We start from the raw sequence: 20,306 nt of genomic DNA on the forward strand, positions 1-20,306 counted from the left end.
CCGTCCCCGCATCGCCAGCACCCTGCGGCGCGCCCGGCCGCACCTGCTCCTCGTCCTGCCGGTCCTGCTCGGCCTCGCGGCCGTCGGGTTCGGCGCGGCGGCGTGGCGGGTGGAGCGGGACAACGCCGCCATCGCGGCGCTCCAGGCCGGGCGCGACGTGGCCGTGGGGCCGGACGCGTCCGCCCCCCTGCTGCTCGCCCGGGTCCAGCACCTCGCCCGGCGCGGCCTGCCCGAGGGGATCGAACCCCTCGTCGACGCCTTGGCGCGGGCCGGCGACACCGACCGGGTGGCGCGGGCCCGCTACGCCCTGGCCAACACCCGCCTGCGCCAGGCGTTCTCGCATCTGGAGCGCGGCGACCTCGACCCGGCCGGGCCCCTCATCACCCTGGCGCGCCAGGATTACCGCCGCGCCCTGCAGAACGCGCCCGACCTCTGGGACGCCAAGTTCAACCTCGACGTCGCCTCGCGGCTCCTGCGCGATTTCCCCGAATTCGACCGCAAGACCGGTGACGAGCTGAAGGCGGAGCCGAAGCAGATCTGGACGGAGGTCCCCGGCCTCCCCAGGGGCGCACCATGAGGGGCGCACCATGAAGGCGCATCTCGTCCGCAACCTGCGCGACGTCCGGTTCCAGGCGCTCGCCGGGGCGATGGTCCTCGCCGCCCTCGCCCTCGTGCTGCCGGCCGTGCCGCTCACCCGGACCGGCGTCTCGGTGCTCGCCGTGGTCGACATCACCGGCAGCATGAACGTGCGCGACTACACGAGCGCCGACGGCAGGCCGGCGAGCCGCCTCGACACGGCGCGCGGCGCCCTGCGCGACCTCGTCGCCGCCCTGCCCTGCGGCTCGCAGGTGGCGCTCGGCCTGTTCACCGAGCGCCGGCCGTTCCTCCTGTTCACGCCCATCGAGGTCTGCGCCGATTTCGCGCCCCTCGACGGGGCGCTGGCGGCCCTGGACTGGCGCATGGCCTGGGAGGGCGACAGCCGCATCTCCGCCGGCCTGTTCCGCGCCGTGGAGATGGCGGCCAGCCTCGACACCGACCTGATCTTCCTCACGGACGGGCAGGAGGCGCCGCCGCTCCCCAGCGCCGGCGGTCCGGCCTTCGAAGGCAAGCCGGGCTCCGTGCGCGGCCTCATCGTGGGCGCCGGCGCCTACGCCCTGTCGCCGATCCCGCGCTACAACGACCGGGGCCGCGAGATCGGCTTCTACGGCGCGGGCGACGTCCAGCAGGAGAACCGCTTCGGCCCGCCCCCGGCCGATGCCGAGAGCCGCGAGGGCTACAACCCGCGCAACGCCCCCTTCGGCGGGGCCGCCGCCACGGGCGCCGAACACCTCTCCTCCGTGCGCGAGCCCTACCTCAAGAAACTCGCGGGCGAGACCGGCCTCGCCTACGTCCACCTCGACGGCCCCGGCGGCCTGAGCGTCCCGCTCCTGGCGGCCGCGACCCCGCGCCCCCTGCCCGGCCGCCTCGACCTGCGCCCCTTCCTCGGCGGGGCCGCCCTGGCGCTCGTCCTCGCCGTGTTCCTGCTTCCCACGTTGCGCGCCCTGTCCCTTCCGCGCGCCCTCACCCTGAAGAAGGCCTGATCCGTATGCGTCTCCTCGCCCTGTTCGCCGCCGCCGTCCCGGTCACCGTCGTCTTGGTCACCCCCGTCCTGGCCCACGGCCCGACGCCGCAGAAGGTCGACCAGTCCGTCACCATCGCGGCCAAGCCCGAGGCGGTGTGGAAGGTGGTCGGCACCTTCGCGGCCATCGACACCTGGCACCCGGATGTGGCCAAGAGCGAAGCCGTCGACGGCAACGCCGCCGGCGGCCGGCGCAAGGTCACCCTCAAGAACGGCGGCACCCTCGACGAGGGCCTCGACGAGATGAACGACAAGACCTTCACCTACTCGTACCGCCTGTCGGATGCCGACCTGAAGGCCCTGCCGGTCTCGTCCTACTCGGCCACCGTCACGGTGACGCCCGACGGCGCCGGCTCGAAGGTCGAGTGGCTCGGCCGGTTCTACCGGGGCGACACCGGCAACGAGCCGCCCGAGGAACTCAGCGACGCCGCCGGCAAGGCGGCGATGAACGCCTATTTCGCCAACGGCCTCAAGGGGCTGAAGGCCAAGGTCGAGGGCGGCAAGGCCAAGTGATCCGAGGACTCGCCCGTCTCGCCCTGGCGGCCCTTCTAGCCGGTGCTGGTGCCGGCCCCGTCGTCGCGAACACCGTCTACGTGGTGAGCCAGGAGGGCGGCAGCCTGACGTCGGTGGCGCCGCCCGGCGCCGCGATTGCCGTGGGCAAGGGCCCGGCCCAGGTGGCGGCGGGGCCGGACGGGCGGCTCTACCTCACCCACTCGGACACCCATGCGGTGTCGGTGGTGGACGGCCGGACCGGGGCGGTCCTGGCCCGGTTCCCCTTCGCCGGCCAGCCCTTCGGCGTCGCCGTGGCGCCGGATGGCCGCAGCCTGTTCGTCGGCGACTGGGCGGGCGGCCGCGTGGTGCGCCTGTCCACCGCCACGGGCGCGGTGGAGGGCCACGTCGGCGTCGGGCGCGATCCGGCGGCCCTCGCCCTCGACGGCCGGGGCCGCCTCTACGTCGCCGACCGCGAGAGCCGGCAGGTCAGCGTGGTCGAGACCGCCACCATGACCCGGATCGGCACGGTGCCCGTCGGCGAGGGACCGTTCGCCCTGGCGTTGAACCCGGCGCAGGACCGGCTGTACGTCGCATGCGTCCGCAGCGGCGACCTCCACGCCATCGACACCGCCACCCTGAAACCCGCGGGTCGCGCGATCCTCGGCGGCATGCCGTACGGCGTCGCGGTGAGCGGCGACGGCGCGCGCATCCTCGTCACCAACCAGCAGGGCGGCACCCTCGTGGTGCTCGACGCCGCCCTGAAGCCCGTCGCGACGATCCCCGTCGGCCGCTATCCCGAGGGCGTGGCGGTCGCGGGCGACAGGGCCTACGTGGCGAACTGGTTCTCGGATTCCGTCTCGGTGATCGATCTCACCACCCTCGCGGAGACGGCGCGGCTTCCCGTGGGCGAGGGGCCGCGCGGCCTCGCCGTCCTGATGCCGGAGGCTCCATGACACCGACGCGCATGACGCGACCGCTCCTCGCCCTCGCCCTCGCGGCCGGGCTTGCCGCCTGCGACAGGCCCGAGGAGCCCGCCGAGGCGGCGCGCGCGCCCGAGGACCAGACGGTGGTGGCGACGAAATCCGACGCCGACATCCCGCCCTGGCTGTCGCCCACGGACCCCATGGAGCCGGCCCGCTGGCTCGCCAGCCGGGAGCTCGGCCGGCCGGCGCCGGAGGTCGGGTCCCAGGCCGACCACCTGCGCCACAGCCTCGCCCGCGCCAAGGACGCGTTCATCGAGGACCCGCGCATGGTGGCCAACCGCACGGTGCAACTCGGGCAGATGCTGGCCGAGGCCGGCACGCCCGAGCCCTATGCCGATCTGCTCGACGGGTTGGAGGCCGTGGCGGCGGTGACCACCCGCAAGCAGCTCTTCGGCGAGATGTGCCAGCAATACTACAACACCCGCCGGCAGGGGGCCGACCGGGCCACCGCCCTGGCCCGCCTCACCGAGCGCTACGCCGCGCAGGGGAGCGGGGACCAGACGCCCGCGCCGGGCCCCTCCCCCGGGGATGCGCGATGACGAGCGTCCTCATCGTGGACGACCACCCGGTGATCCTGCGGGGCTTCCGCCGCATCATGGAGGATGCCGGGGTCGAGACCGTCCACGAGGCCACCGACATCGCCGGCGGCTACCGCCTGTTCCACCGCCTGCGCCCCGCCATGGTCGTGGCCGACCTCACCTTCCGCACGGGCGCCCTGTCGGGCCTGTCCCTGATCCGGCAGATCCGCGCCCTGGCGCGCGACACCCGCATCCTCGCCTTCAGCATGCACGACGACCCGATCATCGTCGCACGCGCCCTCGAGAGCGGGGCCACGGGCTACGTGCTGAAGGACGTCCCGGCGGCGCGGTTCCACGAGGCGTTCGAGACGGTGCGGGCGGGGCGGAGCTATCTCGACCACGCGTTGGCCACCCGCGTCGCCGTGCTCGGCCTCGCCGGACGGCCGGCGCCCCTCGCCGACCTCACGGCCCGCGAACTCCAGATCCTGTCCCTGCTCGGCCGGGGCCAATCCTACCAGGCCATCGCCGACGCCTTGGCGGTGAGCTACCGCACGGTGATCGGCGCCTGCGCCAGCCTGCGGCACAAGCTCGGGGTGCGGACGCTCGCCGAACTCATCCACGTCGCCGTCTCGCAGGGCGAGGGCGGCCCGACGCGGTGAGCCCGGGCTACTGCCCGGCGCCGCTCGGACGCTTGAGGGAGAAGCGCGTCTCGGGCTCGGCGGTGAAATAGTCGAAATAGCCGCCGCGCAGGATCGGCCGCATGGCCGCCGTCTCGACGAGGCCGTCCTTGATGTAGGCGTCGTCGATGTAGATCGAGACCACCTGCCCAATCACCAGGAAGCTGGTCGCGTCCCGGCCGTCGAGGGGCGTCAGGGGCACGGTCTGCACCCACTTGCACTCGATGGCGGCGGGCGATTCGCCCACCCGCGGCGGCCGCACCTTGCGCGAGGGCACCGGCGTGAGACCGGCCACCGCGAACTCGCTCTGGCCGCGCGGCAGCGGCGCCGACGTCGCGTTCATCGCCTCGCGCAGATCGAAGGTGGCGATGTTGCAGACGAACTCGCCGCCCTCCTCCGCGAAGGTCATGGCGTCCTTCCGGCCCGAGGACGAGAACATCACCATGTCGGGGTCCGCCGCCACGGCGTTGAAGTAGGAGTACGGCGCCAGGTTCAGCTGTCCCGCCCGGTTCATGGCGCTGATCCAGCCGATGGGGCGCGGCGCGATGAGGGCCTTCAGGGGGTTGTGCGGCAGGCCCCGGGTCTCGGAATCGTAGTGCATGGCGTCAGATCCGCGTGACGATGTGGGCGAGGTCCGGCCGGGGCCGGTCGCCCGGGACCTCCTGCGGATGACCCATGTGGATGAAGCCGGCGACCTTCTCGTTCGGCGTGAGGCCGAGGGCGTCGAGGATGCGGCGGTCGTAGGCGAACCATTCCGTGAGCCAGGACGTGGCGTAGCCCGCCGCGTTGGCCGCGACCACGAGGTTCATGCACACGGCGCCCGCCGACAGCACCTGCTCCCATTCGGGGATCTTGATGTGCGGACCGGCGCGGGAGACCACCGCCACCACCACGGGGGCGTGGGCGAGGCGGGCGCGCTCGAGGTCGAGGCGCGCGTCATCCGCCTCCGGGTGGTCGGCGGCGTAGGCCCCGGCGATGATGCCGCCGACCCGCGCCCGCGCCTCGCCCGCGATGACGAGGAAGCGCCAGGGCGCGAGCTTGCCGTGGTCCGGCACCCGGGCGGCCAGGGTCAGGAGCGTGTCGAGTTCGGCCGGCGTCGGGCCGGGGCCGTCGAGGCGCATGGGGGGCACGGAGCGGCGGGTGCGCAGGAGATCGAGGGTGGCGTTCATCGAGACCTTTTTGGACTAGGATCGCGGCGTATCGCTGGAGTCACGGCCTCGTCCGAAAACCGGGTCCCCCTTTTCGGGCCGATGCCTTAGCATGGATCAGGCGCAATCACGCCGGTCATGCCGTCGCCACGGTCCGGTTCCAGAGCACGCGGCGCGAATCGCCGGACGGGCCGGCGCGCGAAGGGAGCGGTCGCATGACAAGGGGCCTGATGTTCGGCGCCGCACTGACGGCCCTGCTGGCGACGCCCGGCCGCGCCCAGGAGGGCGGCTTCCACAACCGGATCGGGCCCAATCTCCCGACCCCGTCCGTCACCGGGCCCGACCTGCCCCCGCCCGTCCCCCAGGCCGATGCGACCCTGAGCCTCAAGGCGGTGTTCGCCGGCAGCGACAGGCCCCTGCGCTCCGGGCTGGCCTGGCGCATCTACGAGGACCGCACCGACGGCGTGAAGCCCAACATCGTCGCGCGCTCGGAGGCGGCCGAGCCGAGCTTCACCCTGGCGCCCGGCGCCTACATCGCCACGGTGACGTACGGTTTCGCCAGCGCCTCGAAGCGCCTCGCCATGGCGGGGGTCCCGGTCTCCGACGGTCTCAAGGTCAATGCCGGGGCGCTCAAGCTCTCGGGCGCCATCGGCGATACGAAGATCGTGCCCGCCCAAGTGGCCTTCGCGGTGTTCGTGCCCATCGGCACCAACTCGGAGGGGCGCCTGGTGCGCAGCGGCGTCAAGGCCGGTGAGCTGCTGCGCCTGCCCGAGGGCACCTATCACGTGGTCTCGACCTACGGGGAATCGAACGCCATCCAGCGCGCCGACCTCAAGGTCGAGAACGGCAAGGTCACCGACGCGACCCTGAGCCACCACGCCGCCACCGTGACCCTGAAGCTCGTCGCCGCCGCCGGGGCCGAGGCCTTCGCCGGCACCGCCTTCAGCGTGCTGACGCCGGGCGGCGACACCATCCGCGAGGCCATCGGCGCGTTCCCGCAGGTGATCCTGGCGGAGGGCGACTACGTCCTCATCGCCCGCCACGACGGGCAGGTCTACACCCGCGAGTTCAAGGTCGAGAGCGGGATGGACCGGGACATCGAGGTGGTCGCCAAGGCGTCCTGATTTTTTCGCGGAAGCGAGGTCGCCCCATGACGCGTCACCGATGGAGTCTCGTCGCCCTCGCCGCGACGCTGGCGAGCCCGGCCGTGCACGCACAGGGCATCGTCGGTGAATCCGCCCTCCCGCCGGAGACCGCGCAGGCCGCCGTCGCGCTCCTCGGCCAAAGCCTGAAGGCGCCCGACGCCGCCCGCTACGGCCGCCTCCGCCCGGGGCGGGCCGGGGCCGTGTGCGGCGAGGTGGACACGACCAACCGGATGGGCCAGCACGTCGGGCCGCGCGGCTTCGTCGCCGACCTGGGGGCGGGCTTCGCCGCCATCGTCCCGGACGGGGCGGAACTGCGCAACCCGGCCGGCCCGGCGCACTACGCGGCGATGCAGCGGGCGCTGGCGCTGTTTGCCGCCAACTGCGCGGCCTGATCCCGAACTTCATCGGCAGCGAGTCCGCCTACGAGGCGCCCGCCGAGCCGGACATCCCCCTGCACACGGATGCGGGCACGCCGCAGGACGGTGCCGCCCGCGTGGCGGTGGCATTGGGGAAGCTCTGAAGTGCTGAGGGCCTATCGAATGGGGAGCGGCAGAAACAGGCCGAGGATACATCGCGTGTTGCGGACGGCGATCTGCGTGTGGCTTCGCTGCATGTACCCCGCGCCGGGGTAGAGCTCACCGCCCTCCGTGAACATCCCCCTCACGGTATCGTAGGGCTCCAGTTCAGGGACCCCCTCCCCGGCACTGTCGATCATGCTGTGAAGGTGTTTGATCACAGCTCGGTCCAGGAACCGTAACAGACGATCGGAATTCGGGTCGCCCTTGACGTTCCGGTTTTCCGGGAGCGGTAGGCCCGCCATCGTCTGTGTTGCCACGAATGAATCGTAAGCCAACCGAACGATTCCAAGATCCTCGCGATTGGTAAGATCGAGGCAATGTCTCAGGTCGATGACCGCACCCACGACGAAGGGTTTTGCCGTCCTTGAGGTCGCGAACTTCGCTTCGGCCCATTCCCAGGCGCGTTTCGGATCGGACTCCCAGAAATACACCCCTGGCCCGAGCCAGTCGTAATCTTTGTCGCTCTGAATGAGTGCGGTATCGCCACGGATTGCCTCGAGCCCGATGGCTTCGTCGCATCCGTGGTAACCCAGGACGAAGGAGGTCGCGAGACGGCTCAAGCGGCGCGTGTTGCCTTCTCGTCCGGACCGCCGAAAGTCGCGCGAAGCTCGCCGTCCTTCGTATAGATTCCCTCTTCGATGAGGGCCGCCCGCGCGGCAGCGGGACTTGCCGTGTTTGCGGCGGTACGCTTGACGATCAGAGCCTTGATGGCCGCGCGACGCTTTTCATCCGTCATGATCCCGGCACCTCCGAAGTCGATCGCGCATGGCAGCGCGCCGCTCATTCTCAATCATAGGGAGAAACGCGGCTGGGGTGCAACGGGCTCCCGAAAACCCCCTCCGATCGTCGGATCGAAGGGGGCGCCCTCCGTCAGGGCGTCGGCGCCGCGTCGTGCCGTCCGTCGAGGCTGACCTCCGCGCTCGGCACGCTCGCGGCGATGCTGTCGGCGCGGATGCGGTCGGGGGAGGTCGCCTCGGCCACCAGGGCGGCCAGGGTCTCGTCGAGGCCGCCCGTGCGGGTGTGCTGGCTGCCCAGCCGCCGGACCGAGACCGTGCGCTCCTCGCCCTCCTTGCGGCCGACCACCAGCATCACCGGCACCTTCGCCAGCGAGTGCTCGCGGACCTTGTAGTTGATCTTTTCGTTCCTCAGATCGGCTTCCACCCGCAGGCCGAGGCGGTCGGCGGCGGCCACCACCTCGCGGGCATACGGGTCGGCGTCGCCCGTGATGGTCGCCACGACGACCTGCACCGGCGCGAGCCAGAGCGGGAAATGCCCGGCGAAATGCTCGATGAGGATGCCGGTGAAACGCTCCAGCGAGCCGCAGATGGCGCGGTGGACCATGACCGGCGGCTTCTTCCCGCTGTCGGCATCGACGTAGAAGGCGCCGAAGCGCTCGGGCAGGTTGAAGTCCACCTGGGTGGTGCCGCACTGCCAGTCGCGGCCGATGGCGTCGCGGAGCACGTACTCGAATTTCGGCCCGTAGAACGCGCCCTCGCCCGGGTTGATCGCCGTCTTGATCCGGCCGCCCGACTGCTCCTCGATCTGCGCCAGCACGCGGGTCATCACCTCCTCGGCGTGGTCCCACAACGCGTCCGAGCCGACCCGCTTCTCGGGCCGCGTCGAGAGCTTCACCACGATGTCGCCGAAGCCGAAATCGGCGTAGGTCGAGAGGATCAGGTCGTTGATCTTCAGGCACTCGGCGGCGAGCTGGTCCTCGGTGCAGAACACGTGCGCGTCGTCCTGGGTGAAGGCGCGCACCCGCATGAGGCCATGCAGCGCCCCGGACGGCTCGTAGCGCGAGACCGCGCCGAACTCCGCCATGCGCAGGGGAAGGTCGCGGTAGGATTTGAGGCCGTGCTTGAAGATGAGCACGTGGCCGGGACAGTTCATCGGCTTGATGGCGAAGACGCGCTCGTCCTCGGTCTTCGTCACGAACATGTTGTCCCGGTACCACTCCCAGTGGCCGGAGGTCTCCCACAGGGCCTTGTCGAGGATCTGGGGCGCGTTGACCTCCTGGTAGTCGCCCTTCAGGCGCCGGCGCATGTAGGCGATGAGCTCCTGGAACACGGTCCAGCCCTTGGCGTGCCAGAACACCACGCCCGGCCCCTCCTCCTGGAAGTGGAACAGGTCCATCTCGCGGCCCAGGCGCCGGTGGTCGCGGCGCTCGGCCTCCTCCAGGCGGTGGAGGTAGGCGTCGAGGTCTTCCTTGGTGGCCCAGGCGGTGCCGTAGATGCGGGTCAGCATCGGGTTGTTGGAATCACCCCGCCAATAGGCGCCGGCCACCTTCATGAGCTTGAACGCGGTGCCGACCTTGCCCGTGGAGGTCATGTGCGGGCCGCGGCACAGGTCGAACCAGTCGCCCTGGCGGTAGATGTTCAGGTCCTCGCCGGGCGGGATCGCGTCGACGAGCTCGACCTTGTAGGCCTCGCCCTTCTCCGAAAACAGCGCGCGCACGTCGTCCCGCGTCCAGACCTCCTTGGTGAACGGGGCATCGCGCGAAAGAATCTCGCGCATCTTGGCCTCGATGGCGGGGAAGTCGTCGGGCGTGAACGGCTGGTCGCGGGCAAAATCGTAGTAGAAGCCGTTCTCGATGACGGGGCCGATGGTGACCTGCGTCTCCGGCCACAGGGCCTGCACGGCTTCGGCCAGGACGTGGGCGCAATCGTGCCGGATGAGTTCGAGGCTGCGCGGGTCGGCGCGGTCGAGGAACTCGATTCGGGCGTCCGCCTCGATGAGGTCGGAGAGGTCGCGGACCCGGCCGTCCAGCGCCATGGCGACGGTGCGCTTGGCGAGCGACTTGGCGATGCCCTCGACGACGGCGCGGCCGGTGACGGCGCCCTCGAAACTGCGGGTGTTGCCGTCGGGGAAGGTCAGGATGGGCATCGGGATCACTCTCGCGGTGGCTCACTCCTGCGAACGCAGCAGGTAAGCCGGGTGGGATCGGGCGCGACACGCGCCGTGCCCGGCCGTTTAGACCGTTTCGCGGACGGAAGGAATCCGCTTGCAGTGGAAGGCGCGCGGTGAAGGTTCGCCGGGAACCTCCGGTCCGGCGCGCGGCGGCGTGACCTGCGTTCAGCTACGATCCGGTGCGGTTGACACGCGCTGCGGTTGACAACCCGCCGCCCGGAACAGCCCATCGTTCGCATCCGGGCCCGGGCGGGCATCAGCCCGCACAGACGCCCCCACGCGGTCCGATCAGGCGAGCCGGCCCCGTGGGGCGACGGGCTCACGGGAGAGCACCCATGTCGAATCCCCTCGCCGCCGCCCCGGCGGAGACCCCCGGCGCGGTCGGGGCGCCCGCGAAAAGATTCTGGCCGCAGGGCTGGTGGCGGATGGTCGACATCAAGATCGGCATCATCCCGCTGCCGGTCTACGCGATCCTGGTGGTCCTGCTGGCGATCCTGACCCAGGAGGGCGAGATCAAGCCGGACGCGCCGACGATGATCGCCGTGCTGGTCCTCGGCGGCTTCACCTGCGCCGAGATCGGCAAGCGCCTGCCGGTCCTGCGCAGCATCGGCGCGGGGGCGATCTTCGCGACCTTCATCCCCTCGGCCCTGGTCTTCTACGATCTGATCCCGCCGCAGATCGTCAGGGCCATCGTGGACTTCACCAAGTTCACCAATTTCCTCTACCTCTACATCGCCACCATCATCGTCGGCAGCATCCTGGGCATGGACCGCGCGGTGCTGATCAGGGGCTTCCTGAAGATCTTCGTGCCCCTGGCCGCGGGCTCCGTGGCGGCGGGGCTCGTCGGCACCCTCGTCGGCACCCTGCTGGGTCTGGGCGCCTACAACACCTTCTTCTTCGTCGTGGTGCCGATCATGGCCGGCGGCGTCGGCGAGGGCGCGATCCCGCTCTCCATCGGCTACGCCGCGATCCTGGGCCAGGGCCAGGGCGACGTGTTCGCCCAGGTGCTGCCGCCGGTGATGCTCGGCAGCCTCACGGCGATCATCCTGGCCGGCACCCTCAACGCGGTGGGCAAGCGCCTGCCCCACCTCACCGGCGAGGGCCGGCTCCAGCCCGACCGGGACAACGACGTCGCGGCGGTCAAGGCGGAGGACATCCCCGTCGACGCCGCCACCGTGGGCGCGGCGGCGCTGACGGCGGTGACGCTCTACCTCCTCGGCGTGATGATGCACCACCTCACCGGCCTGCCCGCCCCCGTGGCGATGCTGTTCCTCGCCGTGATGGCCAAGCTCGCCAGCGCCGTGTCGCCGCGCCTCCAGGCCGGCGGCTTCGTCGCCTACAAGTTCGTGCAGATCGGCATGACCTACCCGCTGCTCTTCGCCGTCGGCGTGTCGCTGACCCCGTGGGACAAGCTCGTCGCCGCGTTCACGATTCCGAACCTCATCACCATCGTGGCCACCGTGGTGACCCTCATGGCCGTGGGCTTTTGGGTGGGGCGCCGGCTCGGCCTGTACCCCATCGAGACCGCCATCGTGAACGCCTGCCACAGCGGCCAGGGCGGCACCGGCGACGTCGCCATCCTGACGGCGGCCAATCGGATGTCGCTGATGCCGTTCGCCCAGATCGCGACGCGGATCGGCGGCGCGCTCACGGTCACGGGGACGCTGGTGGTGATGCGGTGGCTGACCGCCGTGCCGCTCTGAGTGCCGACGGGCGCCGCGTTTCGCGCCGGGTGAACGGGACGCCCGGGCTTTCTGTCAAGTAAAATAATGGCTCGCCATTGTCATTTTGCTGGTTTGTCAGTCAATAGCGTAAGAATATTACCATTTAAGGCGGTCGCATTCAGGCACGATAAGAGCTTGTTAAATCATTGTCGATCAAATTGGTCCTGTGCGAAGAGCGATGGCCTGAGCTTGCGGATTCGTAAGGCTGCAGATCGATCGGCCGTCGATGTGGTCATGGCGTATCTTGAAGTATAGAGATTCTGCATCCATGACAGTCGAAGATGGACCCGTTCAACGCGGGGCGCTGTTGAGGCAGGTCGAGGCTGAGCTTGCGCGGCCCTGGTCGAAGATCGCCTTCGGCCCGGTGGTCGAGTCCCGGTATCAAACTGCGATCGAGCCGGCCCGCACGCGGCATTACATCCTCTGCCATCTCTCGGGGATGGCCGTGTTCGACCTGTTCGTCTTCGTGAATGCCCTGATCATTCCCGACGTCCTCGTCCTGACGATCGTCATCGATTTCGCGGTCCTGACACCGTCGCTGCTCCTGCTGGTGTGGGCGATGCATCGGCGGAGGGTGCCGACGGTGGTCGCGAGCACGATCTTCCTGTTTCCGATGCTCTGCACGATGCTGGGTCTGATGCTGGCCTCGCGCGCTCAGAACGCCGTGATGATCGCGTTCGCGATCCCGATGGTCATGCTCTACGCCAGCATCGCCCTGCCGCTCCCGGTCGTCCACGCGGGCATCGTCGCCGCGGGCGCGACGATCCTCACGGCCGCCGCCGTCGCGCTTCACCCCGGCTTCGATCTCGGCGGCGGTCTCTTCGCGGTCATGCTCAACGTCTCCATGGCGGGCTACCTGCTGGTCGCGGCTTTCCGGAACGAGGTCAGCGAGCGGCGATTCTACCTGCTGACCCTGCGCGACACCCTGTGGTCCGAGCGCCTGCGCGCCCGCAACCAGAGGCTGCTCAGCCTGTCCGACACCGATGGGCTGACGGGCGTCGGAAACCGGCGGTCGTTCAACGCCCGCCTGGAAGGGTTGTGGCGCGACGGCGCCGGCTCCGCGTCGCCCATCGCCCTGCTGATGATCGACATCGATCACTTCAAGCGCCTCAACGACACCTACGGGCACCTCAGGGGCGACGAGTGCCTGCGGGCCGTGGCCGGCACCGTCAGCAATACGATACGCGGCTCGACCGGGAGCACGTTCCGCTATGGCGGGGAGGAGTTCGCGGTGCTCCTGGCCGGTGCGGAGGCCGAACAGGTGGATCGGATCGCCGAGCGTGTTCGAAGTGCCGTCGAGGCGGCGGTCATCCCCCTCCCGGGCGGTCCCCCCGACGGGGTCGGCGTCACCGTGAGCATCGGGTACGCCGCGATGGTGCCGGAGGCCGGTCTGCCGCACGCGACCCTGATCTCGATTGCGGACGCGGCCCTGTACAAGGCCAAGCAGAAGGGGCGAAACCGGGTTCAGATCGGGCATGCCGATTTCGCGACGACCCTGCAGGTCGCGTGAATCCGCCGATGCGTCCGCCGACGAGTCCGCCGAGGGGATCGGGGGCATCGACGAACCGGTTCCGGTCTCAGGCCTCGGCGTCCTCCGTCGCCGCGCAGGCGAACGGCGAGGCCGGGGCGTTCACGCCGCGCCAGCGGCCGTAGCGCCACGGCGTGAACCACCGGGCGCGGGGCGGGAGCGCCTCCGGTACGAGGTCGATGCCGTGCGTCCCCAGGGGCCCGCAGCGGCAGATCCGCGAAAACCCGATCCAGCCGCCGGCCCAGGGACCGTGGCGGCCGATGGCCTCGTCCGTATAGGTCGAGCAGGACGGCCAGTGCCGGCACTGGCGGCCGATTACGCCCGACAGGGTGAGCTGGTAGGCGCGGATCGCGACGTGGGCGGCGCGCCGGACCGCGGTCAGGCGGCGGCCTGTGGCTGGGAAACCGGCGATCGGGCCGCGATCTGATCGAGGGCATCGACCACGGCGTCGAAGGTCAGGAGCGTCGAGGCGTGGCGCGCCTTGTAGTCGCGCACGGGCTCCAGCACGGCGAGATCCGCCCAGACGCCCTCCGGCGCCGGGCCGTTCTGCTTCAGCATGGTTCGCACGGCCTCGCGGACCGCCCGCAGATCGTCGGCCGTGGCGCCGACGACGTGGCGGGCCATGAGGGAGGATGAGGCCTGGCCCAGGGCGCAGGCCTTCACCGCGTGGGCGAAATCCGTGACGACCCCGTCGGCGACGCAGAGGTCCACCGTGACGGTGGAGCCGCACAGCTTCGAGTGGGCGGTGGCGCTGGCGTCGGGGGCGGGCAGGCGCCCGAGGCGGGGAATGTCGGCGGCGAGTTCGAGGATGCGACGGTTGTAGATGTCGTCGAGCATGGGCGGCGTCCTCTCGGCAGGATCCACGGGGGGAGCTGGCTCGTGCGAAGCCGGCTTCCGGTCCCGGTTGTCTGATCCGCGCCGCCCGCATTGCGCGGCGGCGCGATAACGACGATATAGGCGCCAACGCACCGTTTCGCGAGGAGGCGGATCGTCGATCCGGGCCGCGCCCACGGCCGGGGTCGCGCCTGCGGCCAGGGCGTCCCCGCCGGCCGATGCCTCAGACGGCCAGTGGTTCGACGATGTACGCCAAGCCCGACAGCAACACGATGACGACCCGGATCGCTCGGGCGGAAGATGCCATGGATGCCGCGCTCAAGTCCCTGTCCTACCGCCTGACCGAGACGGAGGATTCGCGGATGACCCCCAAGACGCCAGACGTGGCGCGCCCGAACGGCGCGGCGACACCCCCGTCCCTGAACGGCATGCGCAACGACAACGCGCCGGTGCCGGCCGGGGAAATCGCCCCCGAAATCGCCCCCTTGCCGTCGTCCGCCAAGCGTACGCCCGAGGCCATCGCCGCCGGCCGCCCGAGCCGCGAGGAGGCCGAGGCCGCCGTGCGCACCCTCCTGCGCTGGGCCGGGGACGATCCGAACCGCGAGGGCCTGCGCGACACCCCCGCCCGGGTGGCCAAGGCCTACGGCCAGCTCTTCGGCGGCTACGAGCAGGATGCCGACAAGCTCCTCGAACGGGTGTTCGAGGAGGTCGAAGGCTATTCCGACATCGTCCTCGTGCGCGACATCCCGTTCTACTCCCACTGCGAGCACCACATGGTGCCGTTCATGGGGCTCGCCCACATCGCCTACTATCCGACCAAGGGCGTGGTCGGCCTGTCGAAGCTCGCCCGCGTGGTCGATACCTTCGCCCGCCGCCTGCAGACCCAGGAGACCATGACGGCGCAGATCGCCGACGTGATCGAGAGCATCCTCAAGCCCCGCGGCATCGCCGTGATGGTGGAGGCCGAGCACCTCTGCATGGCCATGCGCGGCGTGCAGAAGGCCGGGGTCTCGACCATCACGACCCAGTTCCGCGGCGCGTTCCGCAACGACCCCAACGAGCAGGTCCGCTTCCTGACCCTCGTGCGCAACAAGCCCTGAGCCGGCCGATGACCCTTCCCTTCGCGGCACCTGGCACGAAGGCCGAGGTCGAGGAGGGGGCCGTCCTCACCCCCCGCTTCGACGCGAACGGCCTCATCGCCTGCATCGCCGTCGACGCGGCGGACGGGCGGGTGCTCATGCTCGCCCACATGAACGCCGAGTCCCTCGCCCGCACCCTGGAGACGGGCGAGGCCTGGTACTGGTCGCGCTCCCGCGAAGAACTCTGGCACAAGGGCGCCACCTCCGGGCAGATCCAGCGCGTCGTCGAGATGCGGGTCGACTGCGACCAGGACGCCGTCCTCATCCGCGTGGAGGTCGGCGGCGACGGCGGCTGCTGCCATACGGGCCGGCACGACTGCTTCTACAGACGCGTCGAACTCGGGCCCGGCGGCGGAACGGTCGCGCCGGTGCGCCTGCAGGCGATCGCGTCACGGGTGAACCACTCCGCATGACCTGGGACGGGCCGGCGTCCGATGCCGGGCGCATCGGCGCGGGCGCCGTCGAGCCCGTCGCGGCCCCGGCCCCGCGCGGTCCCCGCATCGGCCTCGCCCTGGGCGGCGGCTCAGCCCGGGGCTGGTCGCATATCGGCGCCATCGAGGTGCTGGAGGAAGCCGGCATCCACCCGGGCGTGGTCACGGGCTGCTCCATTGGCGCCGTCGTCGGCGGTTGCTACGCGGCGGGCCAGCTCGGCCTGCTCAAGGCCTTCGCCCTGTCCCTGACCAAGCGCCGCGTCGTCGGCCTCCTCGACCTTCGCCTCGGCTCCGGCCTCATCGCGGGCGCGCGCCTGCGCCAGCGCCTGGAGCGGGACCTCGCCGACCGCCGCGTCGAGCACCTGGCCGTCCGCTTCGCCAGCGTCGCCACCTGCCTCGGCACCGGCCAGGAGGTCTGGCTCACGCGGGGCAACCTCGTCGAGGCCCTGCGGGCCTCCTATGCCCTGCCGGGCGTGTTCCCGCCCGTGCGCCTCGGCGACCGCCTCCTCATGGACGGGACCCTGGTCAATCCGGTTCCCGTCAGCCTCGCCCGCGCCCTCGGGGCGGATGTGGTGATCTGCATCAACCTCAACGGCGATCCGCGCGCGGCCTGCGCGCCCGTGATCCTCGACCCCGTCGATCGCGCCGCCGAGGCGCCGCCCGCGCCGATCCGGCGGCGGCGCCGGCCCTGGCACCTCCTGGGGCCGCCGCGCCGGCCGTCACCGGAGATGCCGAGCCCCGGCATGGCCCGGGTGATGCTCGACGCCTTCAACATCACCCAGGACAAGATCTCGCGGGCGCGCCTCGCCGGCGATCCGCCCGACGTGACCATCTCGCCGCACCTCGCCGGCATGGGCCTGTTCGAGTTCCACCGGGCGGCCGAGGGGATCGCCCTCGGTCGCGAGGCGGCCCGCGCCGCCCTGCCGGCCATCCGCGCGACCCTCGCGTCGGCGGCCGCCCGGGTCTGATCGCGGTCCGGCTCACGCCATGGTGATGTAGTCGCGCATGGCCTGGTGCTCGGCCTCCACGGCCGCGATCCGGCGCTTGACCACGTCGCCGATGGAGATGAGCCCGGCGAGGCGCCCGTCCTCCAGCACGGGGACGTGGCGGAAGCGGCCGTCGGTCATGAGGTGCATCACGTCCTCGACGGTGGTGTCGCGGGCGCAGGTGACGACGGTGGCGGTCATGTGTTCGGAGACGAGGGCGTCCAGCGCCCCGGCCCCCTGGCGGGCCAGCGCCCGCATGATGTCGCGCTCGGACAGGATGCCGAGAACCGCCCCCTCGGCATCGCTGACGACGACGGCGCCGATGCGCTTCTCGGCGAGCAGGTGGATCGCCTCGTCGAGGGTCCGCTGCGGCTCCACCGTGACGACGGAGCGGCCTTTCTCGGCGAGGATGCGGGCGACGGTCATGGGTGTTTCCTTCCTGGTTCACACAGCCCTGGTTCAGGCGGCCCCTTGCGGCCGGGTTCGCCCCGGCTCGCGGTTTTTCGCGTTACGGCCCCCGTGGACGCCGTGACGCTCTGTGGCGATTGTGTGGCCCGCGTCCCGTTCTGGCAAGCGGGCCCGCCCGGTAAAACCCTGTCGGCGCGCGGGTTTCAGCCCCGATGGCGATCGACGAGGGGCAGCATGAAGAACCCGACGAGGAAGCCGCCGAGATGGGCATCCCAGGCGACGGCCGTCGCCTCGGCCCCCAGCGGCAGGGCGATGATGCCGAACAGGAAGTTGGTGACGAGCCAGATGCCGAGGAACATCACCGCCGTGCGGTTGCGCAGGAGCTCGGGAATCGTCTGCAGGCGCTGGCGCGGCGGCAATTGCCAGGGCTGGGCCGCCGCGTAGGCCGGGGGCGGCTGGAACACGAAGCGGGCGGCGGCCGCCATCAGGGCCGAGACGCCCGCCGAGGCGCCGATGAGGGGCGCCGTGCTCAGGGGATCGAGGACGACGTGCAGCACGCCGCCGGCCACGGCGCCGGCGAGGGCGACGAGGCCGTAGCGCAGGACGCCGTAGCGGCGGGCCACGGGCGAGCCGAAGGCGGCGAGCCAGACGCTGTTGAAGATCACGTGCGTCCACGAGCCGTGCAGGAGGGCGTAGGTCGCGAAGGTCCAGGGGCTGGCCGACGGCTCGGCGGCGATGTAGCGGGCGAAGGCCTGGCGCGCCTCCACCACCTCCGGGTCGCCCGCCGCGCCGGCCGCCGCCTTCAGGAGATCCTCGATCCGCGACGGGTCGATGGCGACGCTCCAGCGCCCCGGGATCAGGGCGAGGTGGATGAGCGCCCAGATGTCCCAGGCATCGGGCAGCACGAATTCCCGCAGGGCGTGGATCGCCAGCAGCACGGCGATGGAGACGGTGACCACCCCCGGCATGTTGAACATCGGAACGCGGTTCTGGGGCGGCAGGTCGGGCATGGCATCCATGCGCCACCTTGTCCGGGCTTTCGCGGGGGCGGCAAGCCCCGCGCACGCGAAACTTGCGAGCCGCGCGCCCGCGAAACTTATCGCGCTGCGTGCCGCACGGGGGCGTTAACCTTAAAGATATTAACCTTAAACGATAGTTAAGCGGGCGATCCGCGCGGAGGCGGCATAGTGTATGCGGCAGGGTGAAGACTTCCTTCGTGGCACGGCCCGTCGTGTCCCGAAACGAAACACGCCCCGTCTATGCCCCCCAGGGCCGTGCCATCGCAGGACACCATGAAGCATCCGACGAGTCGCCTGCTCCACAGTTACTGGGACGGTCTTCGCCGGGAGCGGGCCGCCCCCGAGCGCAACGAGATCGAGCCCGGCGCGATCCGCACCCTGCTGGCCGACAGCCTGATCCTCGAGGTCGACGTGCCCGGCAGCGCCGCCGCGATCCGCCTCGCCGGGACCCGCGTCTGCGCCCTGTTCGGGCGCGAGCTGCGCACCAATGCCTTCGCGGACCTGTGGGGCGCGCCCGACGCCGACCCCTGGCGCCTCGTCGAGACCGTGGCGGTGGACACCCTCGGGGTCGTGGCCGGCCTGACGGGGACCACGGTGCGCGGCGAGACCATCGACCTCGAACTCATCCTCCTGCCCCTGCGCCATCGCGGCCAGACCCAGACGCGCATCCTCGGCGCCCTCAGCCCGCATCACGTGCCGCACTGGCTCGGCCTGCGGCCGGTCACGCAGCTGCGCACCACCGCCCTGCGGGTGCTCGGGACGGTGCCGCGGTCCGGGTTCGGCGACCGCGACGACGCGGCGGCCGATGCCCTGCGCAACCTGCCGACCCCTGCCAACGACACCCTGCCCTTCCGCCGCGGGCATCTCCTCGTCCATCCCGGCGGGCGGGGGTGAGACCGGAGCCGGACGCCTTCGGGGCTCCGGGCAGGGTCGTCGCGAAAATCCCCGATCTCGCCCGGGGCGACGGCGGACCCGGTCACATCCCCGTGACCGGGTGCCGATGGCGGGTTCCTCGCGGGCAAGTCGTCGCGACCCCGCCCCGTCCGATTTCGCGGCCGCCGAGCGATGAGAGCCGCCGAGGCGCAGGTGTTTTCGGGCCGGGACCCGTCGCCGCGAAAATACACGTAGGGCGTGATCCCGATCCCGTCACGGAAGAGTTTCGTAACCAAGCACCGCCTAGGGTCCGTTACCGTTACGAAACCGAGACCTTGCTCCATCATGATTGAGGCCCTCGTTCGCCCCGAAGTGAAACCGACGCGCGGCATCCGGGCCTCCGACCTGCGTCGCCATCAGCGGGTGAAGGTGGCCCTGCTCGGTCGGTACATGCTGTCGGATCGCCGGGAATTCCCGTGCCAGACCGTGGACATGTCGCCGGGGGGCGTCCGCCTGACCTGTGCGGAGCCGGGCCTGCTCGACGAGCGCGTGGTGCTGTATCTGGAGGAGATCGGCCGTCTGGAAGGCATCATCGCCCGCCTGATGCCCGAGGGCTTCGCCGTGCGCCTCAGCGCCACCCCGCGCAAGCGCGAGAAGATCGCGTCCCAATTGACCTGGCTCGCCAACCGCGAGAGCCTCGGCCTGCCCGAGGGCCGCACCCACGAGCGCCTCAAGCCCGTGACGCCCACCGTGACCCTGCGCCTGGAGACGGGGCGCGAGATTCCGGCCCGGATCATCGACGTCTCCATGTCCGGCGTCGCCCTCAGCGCCAGCATCGCCCCGGCGCTCGGCAGCAGCGTCGTCGTCGGGCGGACCCCCGGCCGCGTGGTGCGCCACTTCGAGGGGGGCGTCGGCGTGACCTTCCTGCTGCCGATCTCGCCGGACCGTTTTCACGAGGGCCTTCAGCTCTGAATCCCCGCCGGCCCCCGTCCCGGGCCGGCGCCATGGTTTCCGCTTCGTGAATCCCGCCGCGCAACTGCTAACGAGTGCGAAAGCGGCGGGTTGGGCCTGTCGCGCGAGAGCCGGCGGGCCGGGCCGATTCAATAAAATTGCGCGGATCGGCTTCAGCGCGGCGGAGGGCCCGCCGCCGCATCCTGACCCTGTTGATGACGGGGGTTGCGATGCGCGGGATGAGGTCGACGGCTCTGGGGGGCCTGGTCGTGGGGGCCCTGGCGCTGGCCGCGACGGCCCTCGGCACGACCGCGTCCCACGCCCAGGCCGCCCCGACGCTCCTCGCC

24 protein-coding genes are annotated in these 20,306 nt (G+C 71.1%); 15 read left to right on the forward strand and 9 right to left on the reverse strand.

From position 1 onward, the window contains the following. Nucleotides 1–10 precede the first annotated feature (10 nt). Genes FV218_RS17405 through FV218_RS17430 form a run of 6 tightly spaced genes read left to right on the forward strand, consistent with a single transcriptional unit; the run spans nt 11 to nt 4,270 of the window. Entirely contained in the window at nt 11–577 is a 567-nt protein-coding gene (locus FV218_RS17405) for an MxaK protein (protein ID WP_348642040.1), read from the forward strand. 10 nt (nt 578–587) lie between these two features. Further along, on the forward strand, nt 588–1,580 hold the full coding sequence (locus FV218_RS17410) for a vWA domain-containing protein (RefSeq protein ID WP_147710896.1): 993 nt from the start codon (nt 588–590) through the stop codon (nt 1,578–1,580). 5 nt (nt 1,581–1,585) lie between these two features. After that, entirely contained in the window at nt 1,586–2,131 is a 546-nt protein-coding gene (locus FV218_RS17415; protein ID WP_147710897.1) for an SRPBCC family protein, read from the forward strand. Further along, the gene (locus FV218_RS17420; RefSeq protein ID WP_147710898.1) at nt 2,128–3,063 is read left to right on the forward strand and encodes a YncE family protein; all 936 of its coding nucleotides are present in this window, start codon (nt 2,128–2,130) and stop codon (nt 3,061–3,063) included. The genes FV218_RS17415 and FV218_RS17420 overlap by 4 nt, the downstream gene beginning before the upstream one ends. Continuing rightward, a complete protein-coding gene (locus tag FV218_RS17425; RefSeq protein ID WP_246685162.1) occupies nt 3,060–3,632 on the forward strand; it encodes a hypothetical protein in 573 nt (190 codons plus the stop codon). Before FV218_RS17420 ends, FV218_RS17425 begins: the two co-directional genes overlap by 4 nt. Next, the gene (locus FV218_RS17430; RefSeq protein WP_147710899.1) at nt 3,629–4,270 is read left to right on the forward strand and encodes a response regulator transcription factor; all 642 of its coding nucleotides are present in this window, start codon (nt 3,629–3,631) and stop codon (nt 4,268–4,270) included. Before FV218_RS17425 ends, FV218_RS17430 begins: the two co-directional genes overlap by 4 nt. Before the next feature lie 7 nt (nt 4,271–4,277). Here FV218_RS17430 and FV218_RS17435 read toward each other — a convergent pair whose 3' ends face one another. Together FV218_RS17435 and FV218_RS17440 are read right to left on the reverse strand one after the other, a co-directional pair. After that, complete coding sequence (locus tag FV218_RS17435; protein WP_056096332.1) at nt 4,278–4,889, reverse strand: flavin reductase family protein; 612 nt, start codon at nt 4,887–4,889, stop codon at nt 4,278–4,280. A gap of 4 nt (nt 4,890–4,893) precedes the next feature. Beyond that, nucleotides 4,894–5,457: a nitroreductase gene (locus FV218_RS17440; RefSeq protein ID WP_147710900.1), complete on the reverse strand. Its 564-nt coding sequence runs from the start codon at nt 5,455–5,457 to the stop codon at nt 4,894–4,896. 194 nt (nt 5,458–5,651) lie between these two features. On the opposite strand from FV218_RS17440, the gene FV218_RS17445 reads away from it, so the two are divergent. Both FV218_RS17445 and FV218_RS17450 read left to right on the forward strand, forming a co-directional pair. Next, entirely contained in the window at nt 5,652–6,560 is a 909-nt protein-coding gene (locus tag FV218_RS17445; protein ID WP_147710901.1) for a hypothetical protein, read from the forward strand. 26 nt (nt 6,561–6,586) lie between these two features. Next, nucleotides 6,587–6,973 (forward strand): hypothetical protein, encoded by a 387-nt coding sequence (locus FV218_RS17450; protein ID WP_147710902.1) that lies wholly within the window; start codon nt 6,587–6,589, stop codon nt 6,971–6,973. Between the two features lie 140 nt (nt 6,974–7,113). Here FV218_RS17450 and FV218_RS23265 read toward each other — a convergent pair whose 3' ends face one another. The 3 genes from FV218_RS23265 to thrS form a co-directional block, all read right to left on the reverse strand. Continuing rightward, nucleotides 7,114–7,719, reverse strand: a complete 606-nt coding sequence (locus tag FV218_RS23265; protein ID WP_147710903.1) for a hypothetical protein — start codon at nt 7,717–7,719, stop codon at nt 7,114–7,116. Further along, the gene (locus FV218_RS17460; RefSeq protein WP_147710904.1) at nt 7,716–7,943 is read right to left on the reverse strand and encodes a hypothetical protein; all 228 of its coding nucleotides are present in this window, start codon (nt 7,941–7,943) and stop codon (nt 7,716–7,718) included. The genes FV218_RS23265 and FV218_RS17460 overlap by 4 nt, the downstream gene beginning before the upstream one ends. 86 nt (nt 7,944–8,029) lie before the next feature. Further along, the gene (gene thrS, locus FV218_RS17465; RefSeq protein WP_147710905.1) at nt 8,030–10,042 is read right to left on the reverse strand and encodes a threonine--tRNA ligase; all 2,013 of its coding nucleotides are present in this window, start codon (nt 10,040–10,042) and stop codon (nt 8,030–8,032) included. A gap of 359 nt (nt 10,043–10,401) precedes the next feature. Between thrS and FV218_RS17470 the strand changes: the two genes are divergently transcribed. After that, nucleotides 10,402–11,769, forward strand: a complete 1,368-nt coding sequence (locus FV218_RS17470; RefSeq protein WP_147710906.1) for a 2-hydroxycarboxylate transporter family protein — start codon at nt 10,402–10,404, stop codon at nt 11,767–11,769. A 289-nt stretch (nt 11,770–12,058) separates the two neighbouring features. Beyond that, nucleotides 12,059–13,300 (forward strand): GGDEF domain-containing protein, encoded by a 1,242-nt coding sequence (locus FV218_RS17475; protein WP_187273091.1) that lies wholly within the window; start codon nt 12,059–12,061, stop codon nt 13,298–13,300. 67 nt (nt 13,301–13,367) lie between these two features. Here the strand turns inward: FV218_RS17475 and yidD are convergent, their stop codons facing one another. Together yidD and FV218_RS17485 are read right to left on the reverse strand one after the other, a co-directional pair. Further along, nucleotides 13,368–13,700: a membrane protein insertion efficiency factor YidD gene (yidD, locus tag FV218_RS17480; protein ID WP_082476672.1), complete on the reverse strand. Its 333-nt coding sequence runs from the start codon at nt 13,698–13,700 to the stop codon at nt 13,368–13,370. Then, complete coding sequence (locus tag FV218_RS17485; RefSeq protein WP_056096350.1) at nt 13,697–14,155, reverse strand: iron-sulfur cluster assembly scaffold protein; 459 nt, start codon at nt 14,153–14,155, stop codon at nt 13,697–13,699. The genes yidD and FV218_RS17485 overlap by 4 nt, the downstream gene beginning before the upstream one ends. Nucleotides 14,156–14,397: 242 nt before the next feature. Here FV218_RS17485 and folE point away from each other — a divergent pair, with 242 nt between their 5' ends. The 3 genes from folE to FV218_RS17500 are packed head-to-tail and all read left to right on the forward strand — an operon-like array spanning nt 14,398 to nt 16,690. Continuing rightward, nucleotides 14,398–15,252: a GTP cyclohydrolase I FolE gene (gene folE, locus FV218_RS17490; RefSeq protein ID WP_056096353.1), complete on the forward strand. Its 855-nt coding sequence runs from the start codon at nt 14,398–14,400 to the stop codon at nt 15,250–15,252. Between the two features lie 8 nt (nt 15,253–15,260). After that, a complete protein-coding gene (gene hisI / locus FV218_RS17495) occupies nt 15,261–15,704 on the forward strand; it encodes a phosphoribosyl-AMP cyclohydrolase (protein WP_147710908.1) in 444 nt (147 codons plus the stop codon). Next, entirely contained in the window at nt 15,701–16,690 is a 990-nt protein-coding gene (locus tag FV218_RS17500; protein ID WP_147710909.1) for a patatin-like phospholipase family protein, read from the forward strand. The genes hisI and FV218_RS17500 overlap by 4 nt, the downstream gene beginning before the upstream one ends. Before the next feature lie 12 nt (nt 16,691–16,702). On the opposite strand, the gene FV218_RS17505 is transcribed toward FV218_RS17500, so the two are convergent. Both FV218_RS17505 and FV218_RS17510 read right to left on the reverse strand, forming a co-directional pair. Further along, nucleotides 16,703–17,134, reverse strand: coding sequence for a CBS domain-containing protein (locus tag FV218_RS17505; RefSeq protein WP_056096362.1), 432 nt, complete (start codon nt 17,132–17,134; stop codon nt 16,703–16,705). 185 nt (nt 17,135–17,319) lie between these two features. Next, nucleotides 17,320–18,135, reverse strand: coding sequence for a rhomboid family intramembrane serine protease (locus FV218_RS17510; protein WP_147710910.1), 816 nt, complete (start codon nt 18,133–18,135; stop codon nt 17,320–17,322). A gap of 273 nt (nt 18,136–18,408) precedes the next feature. Between FV218_RS17510 and FV218_RS17515 the strand changes: the two genes are divergently transcribed. Continuing rightward, a complete protein-coding gene (locus FV218_RS17515; protein ID WP_147710911.1) occupies nt 18,409–19,029 on the forward strand; it encodes a PAS domain-containing protein in 621 nt (206 codons plus the stop codon). Between the two features lie 324 nt (nt 19,030–19,353). Then, nucleotides 19,354–19,980: a PilZ domain-containing protein gene (locus FV218_RS17520; protein ID WP_056096371.1), complete on the forward strand. Its 627-nt coding sequence runs from the start codon at nt 19,354–19,356 to the stop codon at nt 19,978–19,980. The last annotated feature ends 326 nt before the right edge of the window (nt 19,981–20,306 follow it).

It is taken from the genome of Methylobacterium sp. WL69 (assembly GCF_008039485.1).
GTDB lineage: Bacteria > Pseudomonadota > Alphaproteobacteria > Rhizobiales > Beijerinckiaceae > Methylobacterium.

What these genes read in the sequence shown, in the direction of transcription:
- FV218_RS17410 (WP_147710896.1), top strand. Translation starts at nt 588, where the DNA reads ATGAAGGCGCATCTCGTCCGCAACCTGCGCGACGTCCGGTTCCAGGCG.
- FV218_RS17415 (WP_147710897.1), top strand. Translation starts at nt 1,586, where the DNA reads ATGCGTCTCCTCGCCCTGTTCGCCGCCGCCGTCCCGGTCACCGTCGTC.
- FV218_RS17425 (WP_246685162.1), top strand. Translation starts at nt 3,060, where the DNA reads ATGACACCGACGCGCATGACGCGACCGCTCCTCGCCCTCGCCCTCGCG.
- FV218_RS17430 (WP_147710899.1), top strand. Translation starts at nt 3,629, where the DNA reads ATGACGAGCGTCCTCATCGTGGACGACCACCCGGTGATCCTGCGGGGC.
- FV218_RS17435 (WP_056096332.1), bottom strand. Translation starts at nt 4,889, where the DNA reads ATGCACTACGATTCCGAGACCCGGGGCCTGCCGCACAACCCCCTGAAG.
- FV218_RS17440 (WP_147710900.1), bottom strand. Translation starts at nt 5,457, where the DNA reads ATGAACGCCACCCTCGATCTCCTGCGCACCCGCCGCTCCGTGCCCCCC.
- FV218_RS17445 (WP_147710901.1), top strand. Translation starts at nt 5,652, where the DNA reads ATGACAAGGGGCCTGATGTTCGGCGCCGCACTGACGGCCCTGCTGGCG.
- FV218_RS17450 (WP_147710902.1), top strand. Translation starts at nt 6,587, where the DNA reads ATGACGCGTCACCGATGGAGTCTCGTCGCCCTCGCCGCGACGCTGGCG.
- FV218_RS17460 (WP_147710904.1), bottom strand. Translation starts at nt 7,943, where the DNA reads ATGAGCGGCGCGCTGCCATGCGCGATCGACTTCGGAGGTGCCGGGATC.
- thrS (WP_147710905.1), bottom strand. Translation starts at nt 10,042, where the DNA reads ATGCCCATCCTGACCTTCCCCGACGGCAACACCCGCAGTTTCGAGGGC.
- FV218_RS17470 (WP_147710906.1), top strand. Translation starts at nt 10,402, where the DNA reads ATGTCGAATCCCCTCGCCGCCGCCCCGGCGGAGACCCCCGGCGCGGTC.
- FV218_RS17475 (WP_187273091.1), top strand. Translation starts at nt 12,059, where the DNA reads ATGACAGTCGAAGATGGACCCGTTCAACGCGGGGCGCTGTTGAGGCAG.
- FV218_RS17485 (WP_056096350.1), bottom strand. Translation starts at nt 14,155, where the DNA reads ATGCTCGACGACATCTACAACCGTCGCATCCTCGAACTCGCCGCCGAC.
- folE (WP_056096353.1), top strand. Translation starts at nt 14,398, where the DNA reads ATGTACGCCAAGCCCGACAGCAACACGATGACGACCCGGATCGCTCGG.
- hisI (WP_147710908.1), top strand. Translation starts at nt 15,261, where the DNA reads ATGACCCTTCCCTTCGCGGCACCTGGCACGAAGGCCGAGGTCGAGGAG.
- FV218_RS17500 (WP_147710909.1), top strand. Translation starts at nt 15,701, where the DNA reads ATGACCTGGGACGGGCCGGCGTCCGATGCCGGGCGCATCGGCGCGGGC.
- FV218_RS17505 (WP_056096362.1), bottom strand. Translation starts at nt 17,134, where the DNA reads ATGACCGTCGCCCGCATCCTCGCCGAGAAAGGCCGCTCCGTCGTCACG.
- FV218_RS17510 (WP_147710910.1), bottom strand. Translation starts at nt 18,135, where the DNA reads ATGGATGCCATGCCCGACCTGCCGCCCCAGAACCGCGTTCCGATGTTC.
- FV218_RS17515 (WP_147710911.1), top strand. Translation starts at nt 18,409, where the DNA reads ATGAAGCATCCGACGAGTCGCCTGCTCCACAGTTACTGGGACGGTCTT.
- FV218_RS17520 (WP_056096371.1), top strand. Translation starts at nt 19,354, where the DNA reads ATGATTGAGGCCCTCGTTCGCCCCGAAGTGAAACCGACGCGCGGCATC.